The organism is Micromonospora sp. NPDC049257, assembly GCF_040678915.1.
Lineage (GTDB): Bacteria > Actinomycetota > Actinomycetes > Mycobacteriales > Micromonosporaceae > Micromonospora > Micromonospora antibiotica.
The window spans coordinates 165,809-183,709 of record NZ_JBFAQU010000005.1 but is presented as its reverse complement, the minus strand read 5'-3'; the positions used below and the strand labels follow the sequence as shown (position 1 = coordinate 183,709).

15 protein-coding genes and 1 tRNA gene are annotated in these 17,901 nt (G+C 72.3%); 10 read left to right on the top strand and 6 right to left on the bottom strand.

Going from position 1 to position 17,901, the window contains the following annotated elements; translation table 11 throughout:
* Positions 1-139: 139 nt before the first annotated feature.
* A complete protein-coding gene (locus tag AB0K25_RS10975; protein WP_219465015.1) occupies positions 140-814 on the bottom strand; it encodes a helix-turn-helix domain-containing protein in 675 nt (224 codons plus the stop codon).
* Positions 815-876: 62 nt separating this feature from the next.
* Between AB0K25_RS10975 and cysS the strand changes: the two genes are divergently transcribed.
* Together cysS and rlmB are read left to right on the top strand one after the other, a co-directional pair.
* Positions 877-2,292 (top strand): cysteine--tRNA ligase, encoded by a 1,416-nt coding sequence (gene cysS / locus AB0K25_RS10970; RefSeq protein WP_219465014.1) that lies wholly within the window; start codon positions 877-879, stop codon positions 2,290-2,292.
* A complete protein-coding gene (gene rlmB, locus AB0K25_RS10965) occupies positions 2,292-3,458 on the top strand; it encodes a 23S rRNA (guanosine(2251)-2'-O)-methyltransferase RlmB (RefSeq protein WP_219465013.1) in 1,167 nt (388 codons plus the stop codon). The genes cysS and rlmB overlap by 1 nt, the downstream gene beginning before the upstream one ends.
* Positions 3,459-3,679: 221 nt before the next feature.
* Here the strand turns inward: rlmB and ugpC are convergent, their stop codons facing one another.
* Positions 3,680-4,771: a sn-glycerol-3-phosphate ABC transporter ATP-binding protein UgpC gene (gene ugpC / locus AB0K25_RS10960; RefSeq protein WP_219465011.1), complete on the bottom strand. Its 1,092-nt coding sequence runs from the start codon at positions 4,769-4,771 to the stop codon at positions 3,680-3,682.
* A gap of 366 nt (positions 4,772-5,137) precedes the next feature.
* Between ugpC and AB0K25_RS10955 the strand changes: the two genes are divergently transcribed.
* The 5 genes from AB0K25_RS10955 to AB0K25_RS10935 all read left to right on the top strand — a co-directional run bounded on the left by AB0K25_RS10955 (position 5,138) and on the right by AB0K25_RS10935 (position 8,064).
* Positions 5,138-5,214 (top strand) — tRNA-Thr (locus tag AB0K25_RS10955).
* Positions 5,215-5,383: 169 nt separating this feature from the next.
* A complete protein-coding gene (locus tag AB0K25_RS10950) occupies positions 5,384-6,481 on the top strand; it encodes a hypothetical protein (protein ID WP_219465009.1) in 1,098 nt (365 codons plus the stop codon).
* A 122-nt stretch (positions 6,482-6,603) separates the two neighbouring features.
* Complete coding sequence (locus AB0K25_RS10945; protein ID WP_357536419.1) at positions 6,604-6,996, top strand: AraC family transcriptional regulator; 393 nt, start codon at positions 6,604-6,606, stop codon at positions 6,994-6,996.
* Between the two features lie 35 nt (positions 6,997-7,031).
* On the top strand, positions 7,032-7,451 hold the full coding sequence (locus AB0K25_RS10940; protein ID WP_091247537.1) for a VOC family protein: 420 nt from the start codon (positions 7,032-7,034) through the stop codon (positions 7,449-7,451).
* A gap of 190 nt (positions 7,452-7,641) precedes the next feature.
* Positions 7,642-8,064, top strand: coding sequence for an ASCH domain-containing protein (locus AB0K25_RS10935; protein ID WP_219465006.1), 423 nt, complete (start codon positions 7,642-7,644; stop codon positions 8,062-8,064).
* Between the two features lie 10 nt (positions 8,065-8,074).
* Here the strand turns inward: AB0K25_RS10935 and AB0K25_RS10930 are convergent, their stop codons facing one another.
* Positions 8,075-8,815, bottom strand: coding sequence for a hypothetical protein (locus AB0K25_RS10930; protein WP_219465004.1), 741 nt, complete (start codon positions 8,813-8,815; stop codon positions 8,075-8,077).
* Between the two features lie 187 nt (positions 8,816-9,002).
* Positions 9,003-9,590, bottom strand: coding sequence for a hypothetical protein (locus AB0K25_RS10925; protein WP_363819751.1), 588 nt, complete (start codon positions 9,588-9,590; stop codon positions 9,003-9,005).
* Positions 9,591-9,758: 168 nt separating this feature from the next.
* On the opposite strand from AB0K25_RS10925, the gene AB0K25_RS10920 reads away from it, so the two are divergent.
* Together AB0K25_RS10920 and AB0K25_RS10915 are read left to right on the top strand one after the other, a co-directional pair.
* Complete coding sequence (locus tag AB0K25_RS10920; RefSeq protein ID WP_363819748.1) at positions 9,759-12,146, top strand: M4 family metallopeptidase; 2,388 nt, start codon at positions 9,759-9,761, stop codon at positions 12,144-12,146.
* A gap of 115 nt (positions 12,147-12,261) precedes the next feature.
* Positions 12,262-13,032, top strand: a complete 771-nt coding sequence (locus AB0K25_RS10915; RefSeq protein WP_357536410.1) for an enoyl-CoA hydratase/isomerase family protein — start codon at positions 12,262-12,264, stop codon at positions 13,030-13,032.
* Positions 13,033-13,149: 117 nt separating this feature from the next.
* Here AB0K25_RS10915 and AB0K25_RS10910 read toward each other — a convergent pair whose 3' ends face one another.
* Positions 13,150-13,593, bottom strand: a complete 444-nt coding sequence (locus AB0K25_RS10910) for an HNH endonuclease (protein WP_219464999.1) — start codon at positions 13,591-13,593, stop codon at positions 13,150-13,152.
* Positions 13,594-14,113: 520 nt separating this feature from the next.
* Complete coding sequence (locus AB0K25_RS10905; RefSeq protein ID WP_363819745.1) at positions 14,114-15,082, bottom strand: hypothetical protein; 969 nt, start codon at positions 15,080-15,082, stop codon at positions 14,114-14,116.
* Positions 15,083-15,302: 220 nt separating this feature from the next.
* Between AB0K25_RS10905 and adhE the strand changes: the two genes are divergently transcribed.
* Entirely contained in the window at positions 15,303-17,876 is a 2,574-nt protein-coding gene (gene adhE, locus AB0K25_RS10900) for a bifunctional acetaldehyde-CoA/alcohol dehydrogenase (RefSeq protein WP_219464994.1), read from the top strand.
* Positions 17,877-17,901: the final 25 nt, after the last annotated feature.

The window sequence follows — 17,901 nt, the reverse complement described above, 5'->3', positions numbered from 1 at the left end:
CGCGGACAGGTGGGCGGCCGGCGATGGCGCGTCTTGATCGACTCACCTGGGCCGAAGTTGCGGGGTGAGACTCGGCGGGAGACCGCTACCAAGGCCCACGTGAGTCGATCATCCTCGCTCTTCCCGACGGTGCGGGCGGTCAGGACAGGGCGGTGGCGATCGTCCGGGCGGCGGTGGTGACCTGCGGGCCGACGGTGTCGACCGGCAGCGGGGCCAGCGAGATCACCCCGACGCTCGCCTCCAGGCCGGGCACCCCGAGCACCGGCGCGGCCACCCCGTACGCCCCGGCCTGGAGTTCCCCGGCGGTGCTCACCGGGGCGGTGAGGCCGGCCCGCCCGGCGAGGACGGCCCGCCCGGCGGCCCCGCGTTCCAGCGGGTGCCGGGTCCCCGGCCGGTACGCCACGTGGAACGACGTCCAGCTCGGCTCGACCACGGCCAGGGCCACCCCTTCGCCGCCCTCCACCACGGTCAGGTGCGCGGTCGCCCCGGTCTGCTCGGCGAGCCGCCGCAGCGCGGGCAGCGCCCCTTCGGCGAGCAGCGGTTGGGCCCGCCGGGCCAGGTGCAGCACGCCGACACCGAGACGCAACCGACCGTCACCGCCCCGGCGCAGCATCCCGTGCCCGGTCAGCGCGCCGACCAGCCGGTAGACGGCGGCCCGGCCGATGCCGAGCCGGTGGGCGGCCTCGGTGACGGTCAGCCCGGTCGACGCGTCGGCGACCAGGTGCAGCAGGCGCAGGCCCCGGTCCAGGGTCTGCGCCGTCTCGCCACCCGCAGGCGTCTGGTTGCCCGGCTCGCCGGGGGCCGTCGTCTCCACAGCAGGAGCGTACGACCCGGCTCGGGCAGACCCCGGGGAGCACGGACAGCTACCCTTGTACGGTGACGCTACGCCTGTATGACACCGCCACCCGATCGGTGCGGGACTTCGTCCCGCGGGAATCCGGCAAGGTGGGGGTCTACCTGTGTGGTCTCACCCTCCAGGCCCCGCCGCACATCGGTCACCTTCGCTCCGGTGTCAACTACGACGTGTTGCGGCGCTGGCTGTCGGCCGCCGGCTTCGAGGTCACCTTCATCCGCAACGTGACCGACATCGACGACAAGGTCCTCGTCAAGGCGCAGGAGCAGGGCCGTCCGTTCTGGTCCATCGCGTACGCCAACGAGCTGGCGTTGGCCCGGTCCTACCGGGCGCTGAACGTGCTGCCGCCGACGTACGAGCCGCGGGCCACCGGGCACATCCCGGAGATGCACGAGCTGATCGCCCGGCTGATCGAGACCGGGCACGCCTACCCGGCCACCGACGGCTCCGGCGACGTCTACTTCGACGTGGCCTCCTGGCCGGCGTACGGGTCGCTGTCCGGTCAGTCGCCGGACGACATGCAGTCCGCCGGGGACGCCCCCGAGCGGGGCAAGCGGGACCCCCGGGACTTCGCGCTGTGGAAGGGCGTCAAGCCGGACGAGCCGGCCGACGCCTACTGGCCGTCCCCGTGGGGCCGGGGCCGCCCCGGCTGGCACATCGAGTGCTCGGCGATGTGCCAGCGTTACCTCGGGGCCGAGTTCGACATCCACGGCGGTGGGCTCGACCTGATCTTCCCGCATCACGAGAACGAGATCGCCCAGTCGCAGGCCGCCGGGCTGCCCTTCGCCCGCTGGTGGGTGCACCACGGGCTGCTCAGCATCGGCGGCGCCAAGATGGGCAAGTCGCTCGGCAACGCCCTCGACCTGAGCTATGTCGACTCGCTCGGGGTGCGCCCGGTGGAGCTGCGTTACTACTACGCGGCGGCGCACTACCGGTCCCGGATCGACTACTCGGAGGACGCGCTGCGCGAGGCGGCGGTGGCCTACCGGCGGATCGAGGGGTTCGTCCAGCGGGCCGTCGAGCGGGTCGGCCCGGGGCAGTTCGGGGAGCTGCCGGCGGCTTACGTCGCCGCGATGGACGACGACCTCAACACCTCCGCCGCACTGGCCGTCCTCCAGGCGACGCTGCGTGACGGCAACACCGCGCTGGCCGAGGGGGACGATGTGACCGTCCGCACCACCCTCGCCGCCACCCGGGCGATGCTGGATATCCTCGGTGTGGACCCCCTCGACCCGGCCTGGGCCGGCGGCGGCCGTGCCGACGACCTGCGCGGCGTGGTGGACTCCCTGATCGCGCTGGCCCTGGAGCAGCGCGCGCAGGCCCGCAGCCGTAAGGACTGGGCTGCCGCCGACGCTGTCCGCGACCAGCTCAAGCTGGCCGGCGTGGTCGTCGAGGACACCCCCCAGGGCCCCCGTTGGACTATTGGAGAGCAGGACTGATGGCCGGCAACTCGCAGCGCCGTGGCCGGCGACTGACGCCGAAGGCGGGTGCCCCCAAGGGCTCCGGTGGCAAGAACAAGGACTCCCTCGCGGGTCGGGGCAAGACCCTGCCCGCCGACGAGCGACCCTGGCACAAGGCGTACTCGGGCACCGAGAAGCTGCCCCAGCGCACCGCCTGGAAGCAGGACAAGGAGCGCAGGGCGGCGGTCGAGGAGGGCCGGGCCCCCAAGATCGGCCAGCCCGGCACCAAGGACACCACCTGGGGCAAGGGCACCCGGGGGATGGCCCCGGTCCGGGCCGGCGCGGGCGGTCGCGGTGGCGCGGGTACGGGTCGCGGTGGCGCAGGCGGTCGGGCCGGCGCGGGTACGGGCCGTGGTGGTCCCCGGGTCGCGCCGGGGCGTAAGTCGAACCCGTCCCGGGACACCCCGGAGCTGCTCGTCGGCCGGAACCCGGTGCTGGAGGCGTTGCGCGCCCAGGTGCCGGCGACCGCGCTGTATTCCGCGCAGGGCATCGACGCCGACGACCGGATCAACGAGATCACCCGGACGGCCGCCGACCGGGGCATCGCCATCCTGGAGATCAGCCGGGCCGAGCTGGACCGGATGACCGGCGGTGTGCTGCACCAGGGCGTCGGCCTCCAGGTGCCGCCGTTCGCCTACGAGACCTTCGAGGACCTGGTGGCCGTCGCGCTGGAGCAGGCTGCTCCGCTGCTGGTCGCGCTGGACGGGGTCACCGACCCGCGCAACCTGGGTGCGGTGATCCGGTCGGCTGCCGCGTTCGGTGCGCAGGGTGTCTTCGTACCCGAGCGTAGGGCCGCCGGGATCACCGCGACCGCCTGGCGGACCAGTGCCGGTGCGGCGGCGCGGGTGCCGGTCGCCCAGGTCACCAACCTGACCCGGTCGCTCAAGGCGTGCCAGGAGGCCGGCTTCATGGTGGTCGGCCTGGACGCCGACGGCGACACCGACCTGTACGACCTGGAGGCGGCCGTCGGTCCGCTGGTCGTGGTGGTCGGCTCCGAGGGGCGTGGCCTGTCCCGGCTGGTCGGGGAGACCTGCGACCTGACCGTCAGCATCCCGATGATCTCCGAAGTGGAGTCGCTGAACGCCAGCGTCGCCGCCGCCGTCACCCTCGCCGAGGTGGCCCGCCGCCGCGCTGCGGAAGGCTGACCGGCCGCTGGCACCGGTGCGACCCGGCCGCCGGCACCGGTGCGAACCCGGCCGGGTAGACCGGCCGCTGGCTCCGGTGCGAACCCGGCCGGGTAGACCGGCCGCTGGCTCCGGTGCGAACCCGGCCGTCCCGGGGCGGTCACCCGCCGGCACGGCCGGGGGACGACAGACGAAGAAAGGGGCGGTCCGCCGAAGCGGACCGCCCCTTTCGCGTGGTGGAATCAGATGCGCTGGCCGGTGGCCGCGTTGAAGACGTGGTTGCGGCCGGCACGCGGCTTGACGAACACGGTGTCACCCATGTTCGGCATGGTCCGCCGGTCGGTGCGGACCACGAAACGCTCCTCGTGGCCCTCCAGCGCGGCGTGACCGTAGACGTTGGCGTCCGAGCCGAGGTCCTCGACCAGCTCGACCACGACCGGCATGCCGCCCTCGGTCGGGCTGACCAGGTCGCAGTCCTCCGGCCGGAAGCCGACGGTGACCTTGTCGTTGCCACCCTCGCCCCGGGCCGCCTCGACCTGCTCGCGGGTCAGCGGGATGTGCAGCTCGGCGAAGGCCGCGCCCCGCTCGTTGAGCGGAACGGTCTTGATGTTCATGGCGGGGGAGCCCATGAAACCGGCGACGAAGACGTTGGCCGGGGTGTCGTAGAGCGCCCGGGGGGTGTCCACCTGCTGCAGGACGCCGTCGAGCATGACCGCCACCCGGTGGCCCATGGTCATGGCCTCGACCTGGTCGTGGGTGACGTAGACCGTGGTGATGCCGAGCTTCGCCTGGAGCGAGGCGATCTGGGTACGGGTCTGCACGCGGAGCTTGGCGTCGAGGTTCGACAGCGGCTCGTCCATGAGGAAGACCTGCGGCTCGCGGACGATCGCCCGGCCCATCGCGACGCGCTGGCGCTGACCACCGGAGAGCGCCTTCGGCTTGCGGCTGAGGTACTCCTCCAGCTGGAGCAGGCCGGCGGCCTCCTTGACCCGACGGTCGATCTCGGCCTTGGGGGTCTTGCGCAGCTTGAGGGCGAACGCCATGTTCTCGTACACCGACATGTGCGGGTAGAGGGCGTAGTTCTGGAAGACCATCGCGATGTCGCGGGCCTTCGGCGGGAGGTGGGTGACGTCCCGCTCGTCGATGTAGATCGCGCCGTCGTCGACGTCCTCCAGGCCGGCGAGCATCCGCAGGCTGGTGGACTTGCCGCAACCCGACGGACCGACCAGGACGAGGAACTCCCCGTCGCCGATCTGGAGGTCGAGCTGGTTGACCGCGGGGCGTTCGGTGCCCGGGTAGATCCGGGAGGCCTTCGCGTACGTGACCGTAGCCATGGTGGTGCGCTTCCTTTCACCGGCAGGAACGTGCCGGACGATCCGAGTGAAGGAGCTGTCGGCACCCACGGTGCCGACCCACGGACCACCTCCGGGAGGCAGCCGCAGCCGACCCCGGGTGTCATCCGTGTCACTGCACGGTAAACGGGATTTCCAGCCGTGCCAAGACGGGATACATCGAGTGGGACGGACGGCATACGCATTTCGGTCAGGCGGGCACGGCCGGGCATCAATCCCCTCGCCTGACGGGCGTGCGGTACGCCGATTCGTCGGTGGGACGGGCAGAAGATTGACGTTTTCCATGCTCGGGGACCCTGCCGGCCGGGATTTCCCGACGTCAGTCGCTATGCTGACGTCGCACCACGCGCCCCTGTAGCTCAGCTGGCCAGAGCACTCGCCTTGTAAGCGAGATGTCGCCGGTTCGATCCCGGCCGGGGGCTCCAATTCCACAGCACGGCCGCCATTGGCGTTGCCGCCTGTCGATCCGTCGACACCCGCCGGGCACGCTCCTGCCGCCACCTCCGCCCTGCGTGACCGAATGGTCACTTCCGGTGGATGAATCGAGCTGGTTGAGTGGAAGGACCCACCCCACCGGCTGAGACGGGCTGCCTCATGATCCTTATCGCCCCGCGTCGACTGTGCACCATCCTCACCGCCGGTCTGCTGGCGGCGACGTTGCTCGCGCCCGGCGTCGCCATGGCCGCGCCGAGGACGGGCAGTGTCCCGGCCTGCCTGATGCATCCGCTGCCCCTGCCGGCCGGTGGGGGCCTGGCCTGGGACGCGATGTTCGTCGACCCGGCCGGCCGGTTCATCGTCGGCACCGGTCGGCGGGCCACCGACCAGGGGCAGGAGCCGGTGCTGGTGCGGTGGGACGGTCCCCGCGTCACCGTGTTGACGAGATCACCCGGGCTGCTGGTGGCCGTCAACCGGCACGGCGTCCTGGTCGGTGACAGCTCCACCGGTGCCGGCAACCGACCGTGGCGTTTCCGGGACGGCCGGGTGGAGTGGCTGCCCCTGCCGCCGAGCGGGATCGGCGGCTATGTCACGGCCGTCAACAGCCGGGGGGACATCGTCGGCTTCGGCGGCTACCTGGAGGAGCCGGTGACCCTGCGCTGGCCGGTCGACCGGCCGGACACCGTCGAGGTTCTCGAGCCCGGCGGCCTCCCGGTGGCGATCCTCGACGACGGCACCATCGTCGGCGAGGTCCCCGGCGAGGAGGACCGTTCGTCGCACGGTCCCGGAGCGCACGGTCCCGGAGTGCGTGGTCCCGGTGCGCGTGGTGCCGGCGGGGAGCGCGGGGTCGCCCCGCCGCCCGTCGCCTGGGTGCGTCGTCCCGACGGACGGGTCGACCGGCTCACCGCGCCCGGCGCGGTGAAGTCGACGGTGCGGGTGGCCCGGGGGAACTGGGCGGTCGGCCAGGTCGCCGACACGGCGGACGGGCAGTACGGGCAGATGGTGCGCTGGGACCTGCGCACCGGGGTGGCGACGCCGGTCAGACCGGGACTGATCGCAATGACGGGCGTCAACGCATCCGGTGGACTGCTCTCCGACTCGGTGGTCGATCACCTTGACCGTCGGGTGCCGCTGCGCAGCGTCGTCTCGGACCCGGTGACCCGCGTCGTCGCCGAGGCGATCGCCGACAACGGTCTGGTCGTCGGCCGGGCCGCCGGCCGGCAGGTCTCCTTCCCGGTCCGGTGGAGCGGCTGCTGAGCGGTCCGGATCTCCGCAGGACGCATCGTCGCCGGTCGCGGCGGGGCCCCGCCGGTCGGTCCGGCTGGGTAGCCTGGTCGGCGCGGGGCTAGGACGACGGGCGGGGGCCGATGAGTCGTGCGGTGGAGCAGTCGAACCGGGCCATGTTGCGGGCCCGGGACGCGATGGACCGGGCGTACGCCGAACCACTGGACATCCCGGCGCTGGCCCGGATCGCGCTGGTCTCCGAGGCGCACTTCATCCGCACCTTCCGGGCCACCTTCGGCGAGACCCCGCACCGCTACCTGCAACGACGTCGGGTGGAACGGGCGATGTCGATGCTGGTGGAGACCGACTGGGACGTCACCGAGATCTGTTACGCCGTCGGGTTCAGCAGTCTCGGCTCGTTCAGCCGTACCTTCCGGCAGATCGTCGGCGAGTCGCCCACCGGATACCGCAGCAGCCGGTCGGCGGGCGACGGGCCGGTGCCGAGTTGCTTCGCCAAGGCCTGGACCAGGCCCAGCAGTTTTGGATAAGCAGCAGGTCAGGGGCCTGGCATAGCGTTCCCGGCATGACGATGAACGCGATCACCCGGTCCCAGCTCTACGTCCTCGACCAGGACGAGGCGCTCGACTTCTATGTCGGCAAGCTGGGCTTCGAGGTCAATACCGACCAGGATCTGGGCTTCATGCGGTGGCTGACGGTCAACGTGCCCGGCGATCCGCAGCGGGAGGTGCTGCTGGAGAAGCCCGGCCCGCCCGCGCTGGACCCGGCGACCGCCGAGCAGGTCCGGGAGCTGCTGACCAAGGGCGCGATCGGCGGGTGGCTGAGCATCACCACCGACGACGCCCACAAGACGTACGAGGATCTGGTCGGCAAGGGCGTCGACATCACCGACGAGCCGACCGAGCGCCCGTACGGCATCGACTTCGGCATCCGGGACCCGTTCGGCAACCGGATCCGCATCGGCCAGATGTTCCCCCGGGCCTGAGGGCGGCGTGGCCGGGAAGCGCGGGTTACGCTCGCGCCTCCCGAGCCTGACGAGGTGGCGACGGGTGTGCGGCTGCTCTACCTGGCCCGGCACGGCGAGCAGGAGGGTCGTGCGGCCGACGGTGGGCTCTGCGCCCGGGGCCGCCGGAATACCGGGTGTGGGCGGCGTGGTCGGCGGCTACCGTCGCCCGATGACCACGCCGAGTTTTCCCGATCTGCCGAAGTGTGAGTTCGCCTTTCCCGGTCCGCTGCGCGACCAGCTCGTCGCCGCCGTGCTCAGCGGGGAGAAGACCTCCACCACCGGGCTGCTCCAGGATTACGAGCGTGACGGTGAGCCGTTGCCCGTCGTGGGTGACCGGGCGGTGGTGGTCGACTCCGCCGACCGTCCGGTCGCGGTGATCGAGTTGACCGAGGTACGGCTGGTCCGGCTCGGTGACGTCGACCTCGATCACGCCCGGGACGAGGGCGAGGGGTACGACTCGGTGGCGGCCTGGCGGGCCGGCCATGAGGGGTACTGGCACGGGTCGGACTATCTGGGCTGGCTCGGTGACCCCGGGTTCCGGGTGGACGACGACACCGTCGCCGTGGCCGAGCGTTTCCGGGTGGTCGGGTGAGGCTGGCCGGTCAGCCGGTGGGCTGTTCCAGCTCGTCGCGTACCGCCAGGAAGTCCTCCTTGCGGTCGGGCTGCTTGGTGGCGGTCAGGAAGACCACCACCCCGGCGATCTCCGGGTCGGCCCAGGCGCAGGCGGTGAGATGACCCTCGTCGGCGGTCCGGCCCCGCCCGCAGCGGGCCTCGCCGCCGAACCGGCCGAACTCCACCGTCCTGAGCTTCGGAATCCGGTACGGCTTGAGTAGTCGGGCCAGGGTGGCCTGCGGGTCGGTGATCCGGCCCGAGACGGCGCTCACGATGATCGTCTCGGGGCCGTTCCGGCCCCGGCCGTACGTTCTCTCGACGGTGCTGGTGGCCGGGCTGGCCTCCTGGGCCAACTCGTTCAGCCGGAACCGGGGCAGTCCGGCCGGCAGCGGGGCACCCGAGCGGGGCAGACCGAGCAGGGTGTCCGGGGTCCGCAGCGTCCGTGCCGCCGCTGTCGGGGCGGGGTCCGCCGGCTGCCCGGCGTCGGCCACCGCGCAACCGGAGACCAGGACGGCGGCGACCACCGCCGGCAGCACCCCGGCCAGGCCGACCGGTCGACGCGCACCGGCCTGGTGACGCACCCCGGCCAGGCCGACCGGTCGACGCGGGCCGGCCTGGTGGCGCACCTCGGCCGGGCCGACCGGTCGACGCGCACCGGCCGGGCTGGCCGGGCGGCGCGGATCGGCCGGGTCGAGCGGGCGGCGCGGACCGGCGGGTCGTCTCTTCGGCACAACGCTCCTCGCGGGAATCGGAGCGGGTAGGTTATCCGACCAGTGTCGCCCCGGTTTGTCGTCGGTCCCCCGATTTCACGGTGGGCGGTTCTCCGGTCCGGGGCGGCGGAATCGGGTGTGGTCGGGCACCGCACCCGGGGTCGGGTGCGGTGCCCGCTCGGAGGGTCGACGGCCACCGCGTCGGTGGTCAGCCGGTCGTGGTGGTCTTCAGCAGCAGGGCGGCCAGTTGGGGTGCGGCGGCCGGCGGTTGCGGACCGCTCGGGCAGTCGGACCACTCGACGATGCGGGTCCCGACGGTGAGTTGGTAGGAGTAGGTGTCCGCGCAGCGGCCGTCGGGCGGGCCGCCGCGGCTGCGGGTGGCCGGGCCGGTGAGCGTCCGGAGCTGGTCGAGCTGTGCCGGGGTGAGCTGGCCGGTACGGGTCGTGCCGGCCCGGTCGGTCGTGGTCCACCGACCGTCGGGCTCGACGGTCACCGTGTCGCGGTTCCCGGCGAAACCTCCGGAGCGGGTCAGGGTGACCCGGTCGACGGTGGTGGCGGACCCGGTGCCCCCGGGGCCCCGCGTGGTGCCGGCTTGGGTCGTCGCGCCCGGGGTGACGCCACCGGCTGCGGCGGTCGGAGCGGCGGGGGTGGTGGTGGTCGGGGTGCCGGGGGTGGTGGCCGTCCCGGTGGGGGCGGTGGACGGCGTCGCGGGTGAGCCCGGGTCACTCGCTGAGCAGCCGGTCAGCAGGCCGAGGGAAACCGTGATCGTGGTCAGGACCAGGGCGGATGATCTCATGCCGTTCCGACGCGCATCGACGTCAATCGGTTCCCTGGGCAAGGTGCCTCCTCCGTTCGGCCAGTGTCGTGTCATGGAACCGTTCCATCCCTTCTCTTTTCTTCGATGTATCGCTATATCTACATGCGTGACCACCCCCGTCACATCTTTCCCTTGCCAGGAGGGCACGTGAAAAGACCCCTCGCCGCCGTCAGCACAGCTCTGCTCACCAGCGGATTGCTGACCTGCGTCGCCACCGCAGCGCAGGCGGCCCCGGCCGCCCCCGCTCCGGACACCGCCCCTGCCGCCCGCGCCGAGAGTCTGCTGCGCAGCAACCCCGGTGCCGTGCAGGGCGCCAGCGGAGAGGCCTACCAGGCCGTCCGCACCAAGGTCGACGCCAACGGCGCCGCGCACGTCCGCTACACCCGCACCTACCAGGGTCTGCGGGTGTACGGCGGTGACTTCGTCATCCACACCGCGCCCAACGGGACCCTCGCCGGCACCTCGGTCGGCCTGTCCGCTCCGCTCGCCCTGGGCACCACCGCCAAGATCAGCCCGGCGGCGGCCAAGGCGACGGCCCGCAAGGCGTTCTCCGGCAAGATCACCGAGGTGGGTACGCCGGAACTGTTCGTCGACGCCACCTCCGGTAAGGGCCGGCTCGCCTGGGAGACCGTGCTGTCCGGCTGGAAGGCCGACCAGCAGACCCCGTCGAAGCTGCACGTCATCACCGACGCCAGCACCGGCCGGGTCATCGGCGCGCACGACGAGATCGAGTCCGTGGTCGGCAGCGGCCAGGGCATCTACACCGGCTCGGTCAGCATCGACACCACGCTCTCCGGCAGCACCTACCAGATGATCGACCCGTCGCACGGCAACGGCCGCACCTGCGACATGAACAACGGCACCAGCACCTGCACCACGTTCACCGACGCCGACAACGCCTGGGGCGACGGCACCAACACCAACCGGCAGTCCGCCGGCGTCGACGCCCACTTCGGTGCGGCCAAGACGTTCGACTACTTCAAGAACGTGCACGGCCGCAACGGCATCTTCGGCAACGGCACGGGTGTGCCCAGCCGGGTGCACTACGGCCGCAACTACGTCAACGCCTTCTGGGACGGCGCCCAGATGACCTACGGCGACGGCGCCAGCAACTCCCGGCCGCTGGTCTCCCTCGACGTGGCCGGCCACGAGATGAGCCACGGCGTCACCGAGGCCGTCTCCGGCCTGGTCTACTCCGGCGAGTCGGGCGGCCTCAACGAGGCCACCAGCGACATCTTCGGCAACATGGTCGAGTTCTACGCCGCCGCGCCGAGCGACCCGGGCGACTACCAGGTCGGCGAGAAGATCAACATCAACGGCAACGGCACCCCGCTGCGCTACATGTACAACCCGTCGCTGGACGGCTCGTCCGACTCGTGCTGGAGCACCAGCACCAAGAACAAGGACGTGCACTACTCCTCCGGCGTCGGCAACCACTTCTTCTTCAACCTCGCCGAGGGCACCGGTGCCACGTCGTACGGCACCTCGCCGGTCTGCGGCTCCGCCCCGGCGGTCACCGGCATCGGCCGGGAGAAGGCCGAGAAGATCTGGTTCCGCGCCCTGGACGTGTACTTCACCTCCAACACGTCGTACGTCAACACCAGCACCCCGGCCAACACCGCCCGCGCGTACAGCCTCAAGGCGGCGACCGACCTGTACGGCAGCTGCTCCACGGAGTACAAGGCCGTCCAGGCGGCGTGGACCGCGGTCAACGTCGCCGGCAGCGACGCCCCCTGCTCCTCCACCGGTAACGACTTCTCCGTCTCGCTCTCCCCGACCTCCGGTTCGGTGACCGCGGGCGGTTCGGTCGCCACCACCGTCGCCACCGCGACCACCAGCGGCACCGCGCAGACCGTGACGTTCTCCGCGTCCGGCCTGCCGACCGGCGCGACCGCGTCGTTCAGCCCGGCCTCGGTGACCTCGGGCGCCTCGTCGACCCTGACCATCGCCACCTCGGCCAGCACCCCGGCCGGCAGCTACCCGGTGACGGTCACCGGCACCGGCGCGGTGGCCCACTCGGCCAGCTACACGCTGATCGTGAGCAGCGTCGGTGGCAGCTGCACCGCCGGCCAGCTCCTGGGCAACCCCGGCTTCGAGTCGGGCAACACGGTCTGGGCGGCCAGCACGGGCGTCATCGGGCAGAACGGCGCCAGCCAGCCCACCCACGGTGGCACCTGGAACGCCTGGCTGGGCGGCACCGGTGGCACCCTGACCGAGACGCTCTCCCAGTCGGTGAGCGTGCCGGCCGGCTGCTCGACGTACAACTTCAGCTTCTGGCTGCACATCGACACCCGGGAGGTCAGCTCCACCACCGCGTACGACAAGCTGACCGTGCAGGTGCTCAACTCCTCCGGCACCGTGCTGGCGACCCTTGCGACCTACTCGAACCTGAACAAGGCCACCGGGTACACCCAGCGCTCGTTCTCGCTGGCCGCGTACGCCGGCCAGAGCGTGACCCTGAAGTTCACCGGCACCGAGGACGCCTCGCTGCGGACGTCCTTCGTGGTCGACGACACCGCGCTCGACGTCTCCTGACCTGATCGTCGTGCCAGCGGGCCCGACGGCCACCCCTCCCGGGTGGTCGTCGGGCCCGCGCCGTTATGGTCGCCGCACCGACGCGGCACGTGCCGGTGCGGCGACGAGAGGGGTGGTGGCGGTGTCGGACGCGGAGTTGACCGTCGGGGTGACCGGCGCGGTGGCGACGGTGACGATCCGGAACCCGGGCCGGCGCAACGCGATGACCCCGGCCATGTGGCGTCGGCTGCCGGTGCTGCTGGACGGGCTGGAGTCCGACCCGGCCGTGCGCGCCCTGGTGCTCACCGGTGCCGACGGGGCGTTCTGCGCCGGTGCCGACCTCGGCACCCTCGACGAGCTGCTGGACGAGCACGGGGACGCGGGCATCGCGGTCGCCGCCGAGGAGCGGTTGGCGGCGTTCGCCAAGCCCACCGTCGCGGCGGTGCAGGGCCCCTGTGTGGGTGGTGGTTGTCTGCTCGCGGTCGCCTGTGACCTGCGGATCATCGCCCCGGACGCCCGTTTCGGGGTGCCGCCGGCCCGGCTCGGGCTGGTCTATCCGGCACCCAGCACCCGACGGTTGACCCGGCTCGTCGGCCCGTCCACGGCCAAGTTCCTGATCTTCACCGCCGAGTTGATCGACGCCGAACGGGCGCTGCGGGTCGGCCTGGCCGACGAGGTGGCCGACGACCTGACCGGCCGGGTCACCGCGATCACCGCCGCCATCGCCGCGCGCTCCCAGCTCAGCGTCGCCGCCGCCAAGGAGATCATCGACGACCGGGCCGGACCGGCCAGGATCGCCTGGTGGCACCGCAAGGTGCAGGACAGCGGCGAGGCCCGGGAGGGCGTCGCCGCCCACCACGAACGCCGCCCACCCGACTTCCCCTGGTCTCCGACGGGCGTTCACTGACCGTCAGTCACCCCGACTGCCAACGGCGGGTGGTGAGGCCGGTGGGATGGTGAGGGCCGGCGGGCGTCGCGCCGGGGCGTACCCGACGCGACCCCCTGTGCCCGCCGGCCGGTCCCGTCACCGCCCGGCGAGGCTCGCCCAGCTCGGCGTCGCCGGCTCCCGCCGCAGCGGCATGCCGGCCTCGGCCGGCGTCCGGTCCCCCTTACGCTGGTTGCACCCGTAGCAGGCGGCGGTGGTGTTCCGCCAGGTGTTCCGGCCGCCGCGCGAGCGGGGCAGCACGTGGTCCACGGTGCCGGCCAGCCCGCCGCAGTACGCGCACCGCCCACCGTCGCGGCGCAACACCCCCGCCCGGGACCAGGCCGGCCCGGCGCTGAACCGCCAACGGGTGACGACGTACCGGACGAGGCGGACCACCCGGGGGACGGGGAAGACCCCGATCACCCGGTCCGGCTCGGCCTCGTGGATCTCGGCGACCCGACGGCACAGCATCCGGATCGCATGTTGGACGGTGACCCGGTGCAGCGGGCCGAGGTCGGCGTTGATGACGAGGACGGCGTCCACCGGGCTCTCCCCTCACGGTCGGCGGTCGATCGGTCTGTCGGGCCGGTCGGCGGGGCCGCCCGTCCGGAGTGGGACCGGGTCGGACGGGCCCACTGCCGGGTCCTGGTGTCGGCCCCGGACGACGAAGGCCGCCCGGTCCTCAGGTGGGACGGGGCGGCCGGCGCGTACGGGCACGCGTCAGTCGGGATTCCCGTCCCGGGGGTGTTCGGCTCGGTAACCGTCGATGGGTAGCGTCGACCACGCGCTGGTGTGGTGCGGCGACGTCATGGCGTGCTCCCGGTTCGACTGGTTGACCTTGCGCGGACCACGGTAGGCGTGGCGCTGAGGGCGGGCAACGCATTTCGATGCCCAGGCTGCTCCAGGCCCCGCACCCGACGCGGGTCGACCGGAGCCCCGCCCTGCTGCCACCCCGCCGTGGGGCGGCCGCGCGCCCACGCGGCGACCCCGCCGACGGCTACGGGCAGGTCGACCGGGCGGTGCCGGGGCGGCCATGTGCAGACCGGTCGATGCCGTGGGCAGGTTACGAGCGGACCGACCAGACGGTGACGTCGACCGAGGCCGGCTGCGCCTGGTAGCGGTTGTGGTCGATCCGGACGTAGTTGACCACCGTCGGGTCGCCCGGGTCCGGCTGGCAGTAGGTGACCGGGGTGGGTTCGAGCTGTTCGAGGTCGATGCTCGAATACCGCTGCGCCTTCGGGTTGCGGCAGCCCTCATAGCTGAGGTCGGTCGGGTCGTCGGTCCAGTTGTAGAGGGCGAGCTGGTGGTCCTTCCCCTGGAAGATCAGGGTGCCCGCACCGGTGCCCTTCGCCAGTCGGGGCTTCGGCAGGAAGTAGACCGAGTCCCCGTCGAGCAGCTTCCAGTGCGGCGCGTCCTTCGGCGGCACCCAGTCCGGCCCGACCGGCCCGGGGGTGGGCGCCGGCCGGGTCGTGGGGGTCGGGCCGGGGCCGGCCGTGGGCCCGTCCGGCCCGGGGGTCGGGATCGCCGGGGTGGTGGTGGGCGTCGCCCCGGACGGATCGACGGTGGGTGTCGGCCCGACCGGGGTCGCCGTGACGCTGGGGTCGGCCGACGAGGCGTCGACGGAGGTCGTGGGGGAGGCGCTGCGCGCGTCCGGCGTGCGGTCCGTCGGCCAGGAGAACACGGCCACCGTACCGACGATCACCAGCAGCAGCGCGGCGATCCCCGCCGGCAGCCGCCAGCGTCGCCAGCGGCGGCGCAACCCCGGTGCCGACGGAGTGGGGTCTGCTCCGGTCGGTGCGTCGGACGCGGGCGGGGTCGGCCCCGGCGGCAGGGCGGCGGCGTCCGCCGCCGCCCGGGACAGCCGTGGGTCGATCGCGCTGAACAGGGACAACAGCCCGAGCGCGCTCGCGGCGAAGACGCCGGCCAGGCCCACCAGGGCATTGGCCTTGTCGACCCCGATCCGCCAGGCCAGCACCGCCACCCCGATGGCGGCCACGGTGAGCAACGTGTAGGCCTTTCGCGGTCCCGTCATGCGAATCATGGTGGCCGGGGGCGACGGGACACGGTGTCGGGTAGGCGACGCTGCGTGCTCGCCGGGTGACATCGGGACCTTCGGCCGACCGGAGGCACCCGGGACGGCGTGACGACGGGACCTTTGGCCACCGTCGGACGGGTCCTTGCGCCCCACCGCCGAGACGGCCGTCGATGGATGCTGAGGGTGTCCGAGACGCCGCCAACCGCCGAGGTGAAACATGTCGACCGAACTCGCCACCACGATCGACGCCCTGGTCGCCGCCGGCCTCAAAGCCCTGGCCGACTACGACCGGTACGACCAGGAGCAGATCGACCACATCGTCCGCAAGGCGTCGGTGGCCGCGCTGGACCGGCACGCCGCCCTCGCCCAGCTCGCCGTCGCCGAGACCGGTCGGGGGGTGTTCGAGGACAAGGCGGTGAAGAACATCTTCGCCTGCGAACACGTCACGCACAGCATGGCGAAGACCCGTACCGTCGGGGTGATCAGTCGGGACGAGATCAGCGGCATCGTCGAGATCGCCGACCCGGTGGGCGTGGTCGCCGGGATCACCCCGGTCACCAACCCCACCTCGACCACCATCTTCAAGGCGCTGCTGGCGCTCAAGACCCGCAACCCGATCATCTTCGCCTTCCACCCGGCGGCGCAGCGGTGCAGCGTCGAGGCCGCCCGCACGGTACGCGACGCGGCGGTCGCCGCCGGAGCGCCCGAGCACTGCATACAGTGGATCGAGGAGCCGTCGGTCGAGGCGACCACCGCGCTGATGCACCACCCCGGGGTCGCCACCATCCTCGCCACCGGCGGCAACGCCATGGTCCGGGCCGCCTACTCGGCGGGGAAGCCGGCGCTCGGTGTGGGCGCGGGCAACGTGCCGGCCTGGATCGAGGCGAGCGCCAAGCTCAAGCGCGCGGTCAACGACATCGTGCTGTCCAAGTCGTTCGACAACGGCATGATCTGCGCCTCCGAGCAGGCCGTCATCCTCGACGCGGCGATCCACGACGCCGCCATCGACGAGTTCCGCACCCTGCACGCCCACCTGGCGACCCCGGCGGAGAAGGAGAAGCTGGAGGCGCTGCTGTTCCCCGCCGGGAAGCTCAACCCCGACGTGGTGGGCCGGACGGCCGCCTGGATCGCCGACGCCGCCGGGATCACCGTCGCCCCGGACACCTCGATCATCCTGGTCGCGGTCGACCGGGTCGGCCCCGACGAGCCGCTGACCCGGGAGAAGCTCTGCCCGGTGCTGGCCGTGCTGCGCGCCGACAGCCGCGAGCAGGGCCTACGGTACGCCGAGCAGATGGTCGAGTTCCACGGGCTCGGGCACAGCGCGGTCATCCACACCGCCGACGAGGAGCTGGTGGAGGAGTTCGGCCGCCGGGTCAAGGCAGTCAGGATCATCTGGAACTCGCCGGCCTCGCAGGGCGGCATCGGCGACATGTACAACGCGTTCCTGCCGTCGCTGACGCTGGGCTGCGGCAGCTACGGGCGTACCTCGGTGTCGGACAACGTCTCGGCGGTGAACCTGCTCAACATCAAGCGGATCGGCCGGCGGAACAACAACATGCAGTGGTTCAAGGTCCCGTCGAAGATCTTCTTCGAGGCGAACGCGATCCGCTACCTCGCCGAGATGCCCGACGTGCACCGGGTCACCGTGGTCACCGACGCCACCATGACCCGGCTCGGCTTCGTCGACCGGATCAACCGGGTGCTGCAACGCCGCCCCGAGCGGATCGCCCTCCAGATCATCGACGACGTGGAACCCGAGCCGAGCGTCGACACCGTCGACCGGGGGGCCGCGCTGATGCGGGCCTTCCGCCCCGACACCATCGTCGCCCTCGGCGGCGGCTCGGCGATGGACGCGGCCAAGGTGATGTGGCTGCGCTACGAGCACCCGGACGTGGTCTTCGACGACATGCGGGAGAAGTTCTTCGACATCCGCAAGCGCGCCTTCACCTTCCCCACCCTCGGCGCGCTGGCCCGGCTGGTCTGCGTACCGACCACGTCGGGCACGGGCGCGGAGGTGACCCCGTTCGCGGTGATCACCGACCACCGGACCGGCAAGAAGTACCCGCTGGCCGACTACGCGCTCACCCCGACCGTGGCGATCGTCGACCCGGTGCTGACCGCCAGCATGCCGGCGACCATCGCCGCCGACAGCGGCTTCGACGCCCTCACCCACGCCATCGAGGCGTACGTGTCGGTGTACGCGAACGACTTCACCGACGGGCTCGCCCTGCACGCCATCCGGCTGATCTTCGGCAACCTGGAACGGGCGGTGGTCGACGCCGACCCCGAGGCGCGGGAACGGATGCACAACGCGGGCACCATCGCCGGGATGGCGTTCGGCAGCGCCTTCCTCGGCATCGTGCACGCCATGTCGCACACCCTCGGTGCGACGTTCCACATCGCCCACGGCCGGACCAACGCGGTGCTGCTGCCGCACGTGATCCGCTACAACGGCACCGTCCCGGCGAAGCTGTCCGGCTGGCCGCGTTACGAGAGCTACCGGGCCCCGGAACGGTTCGCCGACATCGCCAAGCTGCTCGGCCTGCCGGCGGGCACCCCGGCGCAAGGGGTGGCGTCGCTGGCCGAGGCGGTGGAACGGCTGCGCGACGCGGTCGGCATCGAACCGTCGTTCGCCGCGATCGGTGTCGACCGGGCGGCGTTCGAGGCGGCGCTGCCACAGCAGGCCCTCAACGCCTACGAGGACCAGTGCGCCCCGGCGAACCCCCGGATGCCGATGCTCGACGACATGCAGCAGCTCATGCGGGACGCCTACCAGGGCACGTCGCGCTGACCGGGTGGCCCGACAGCCCGCCCGG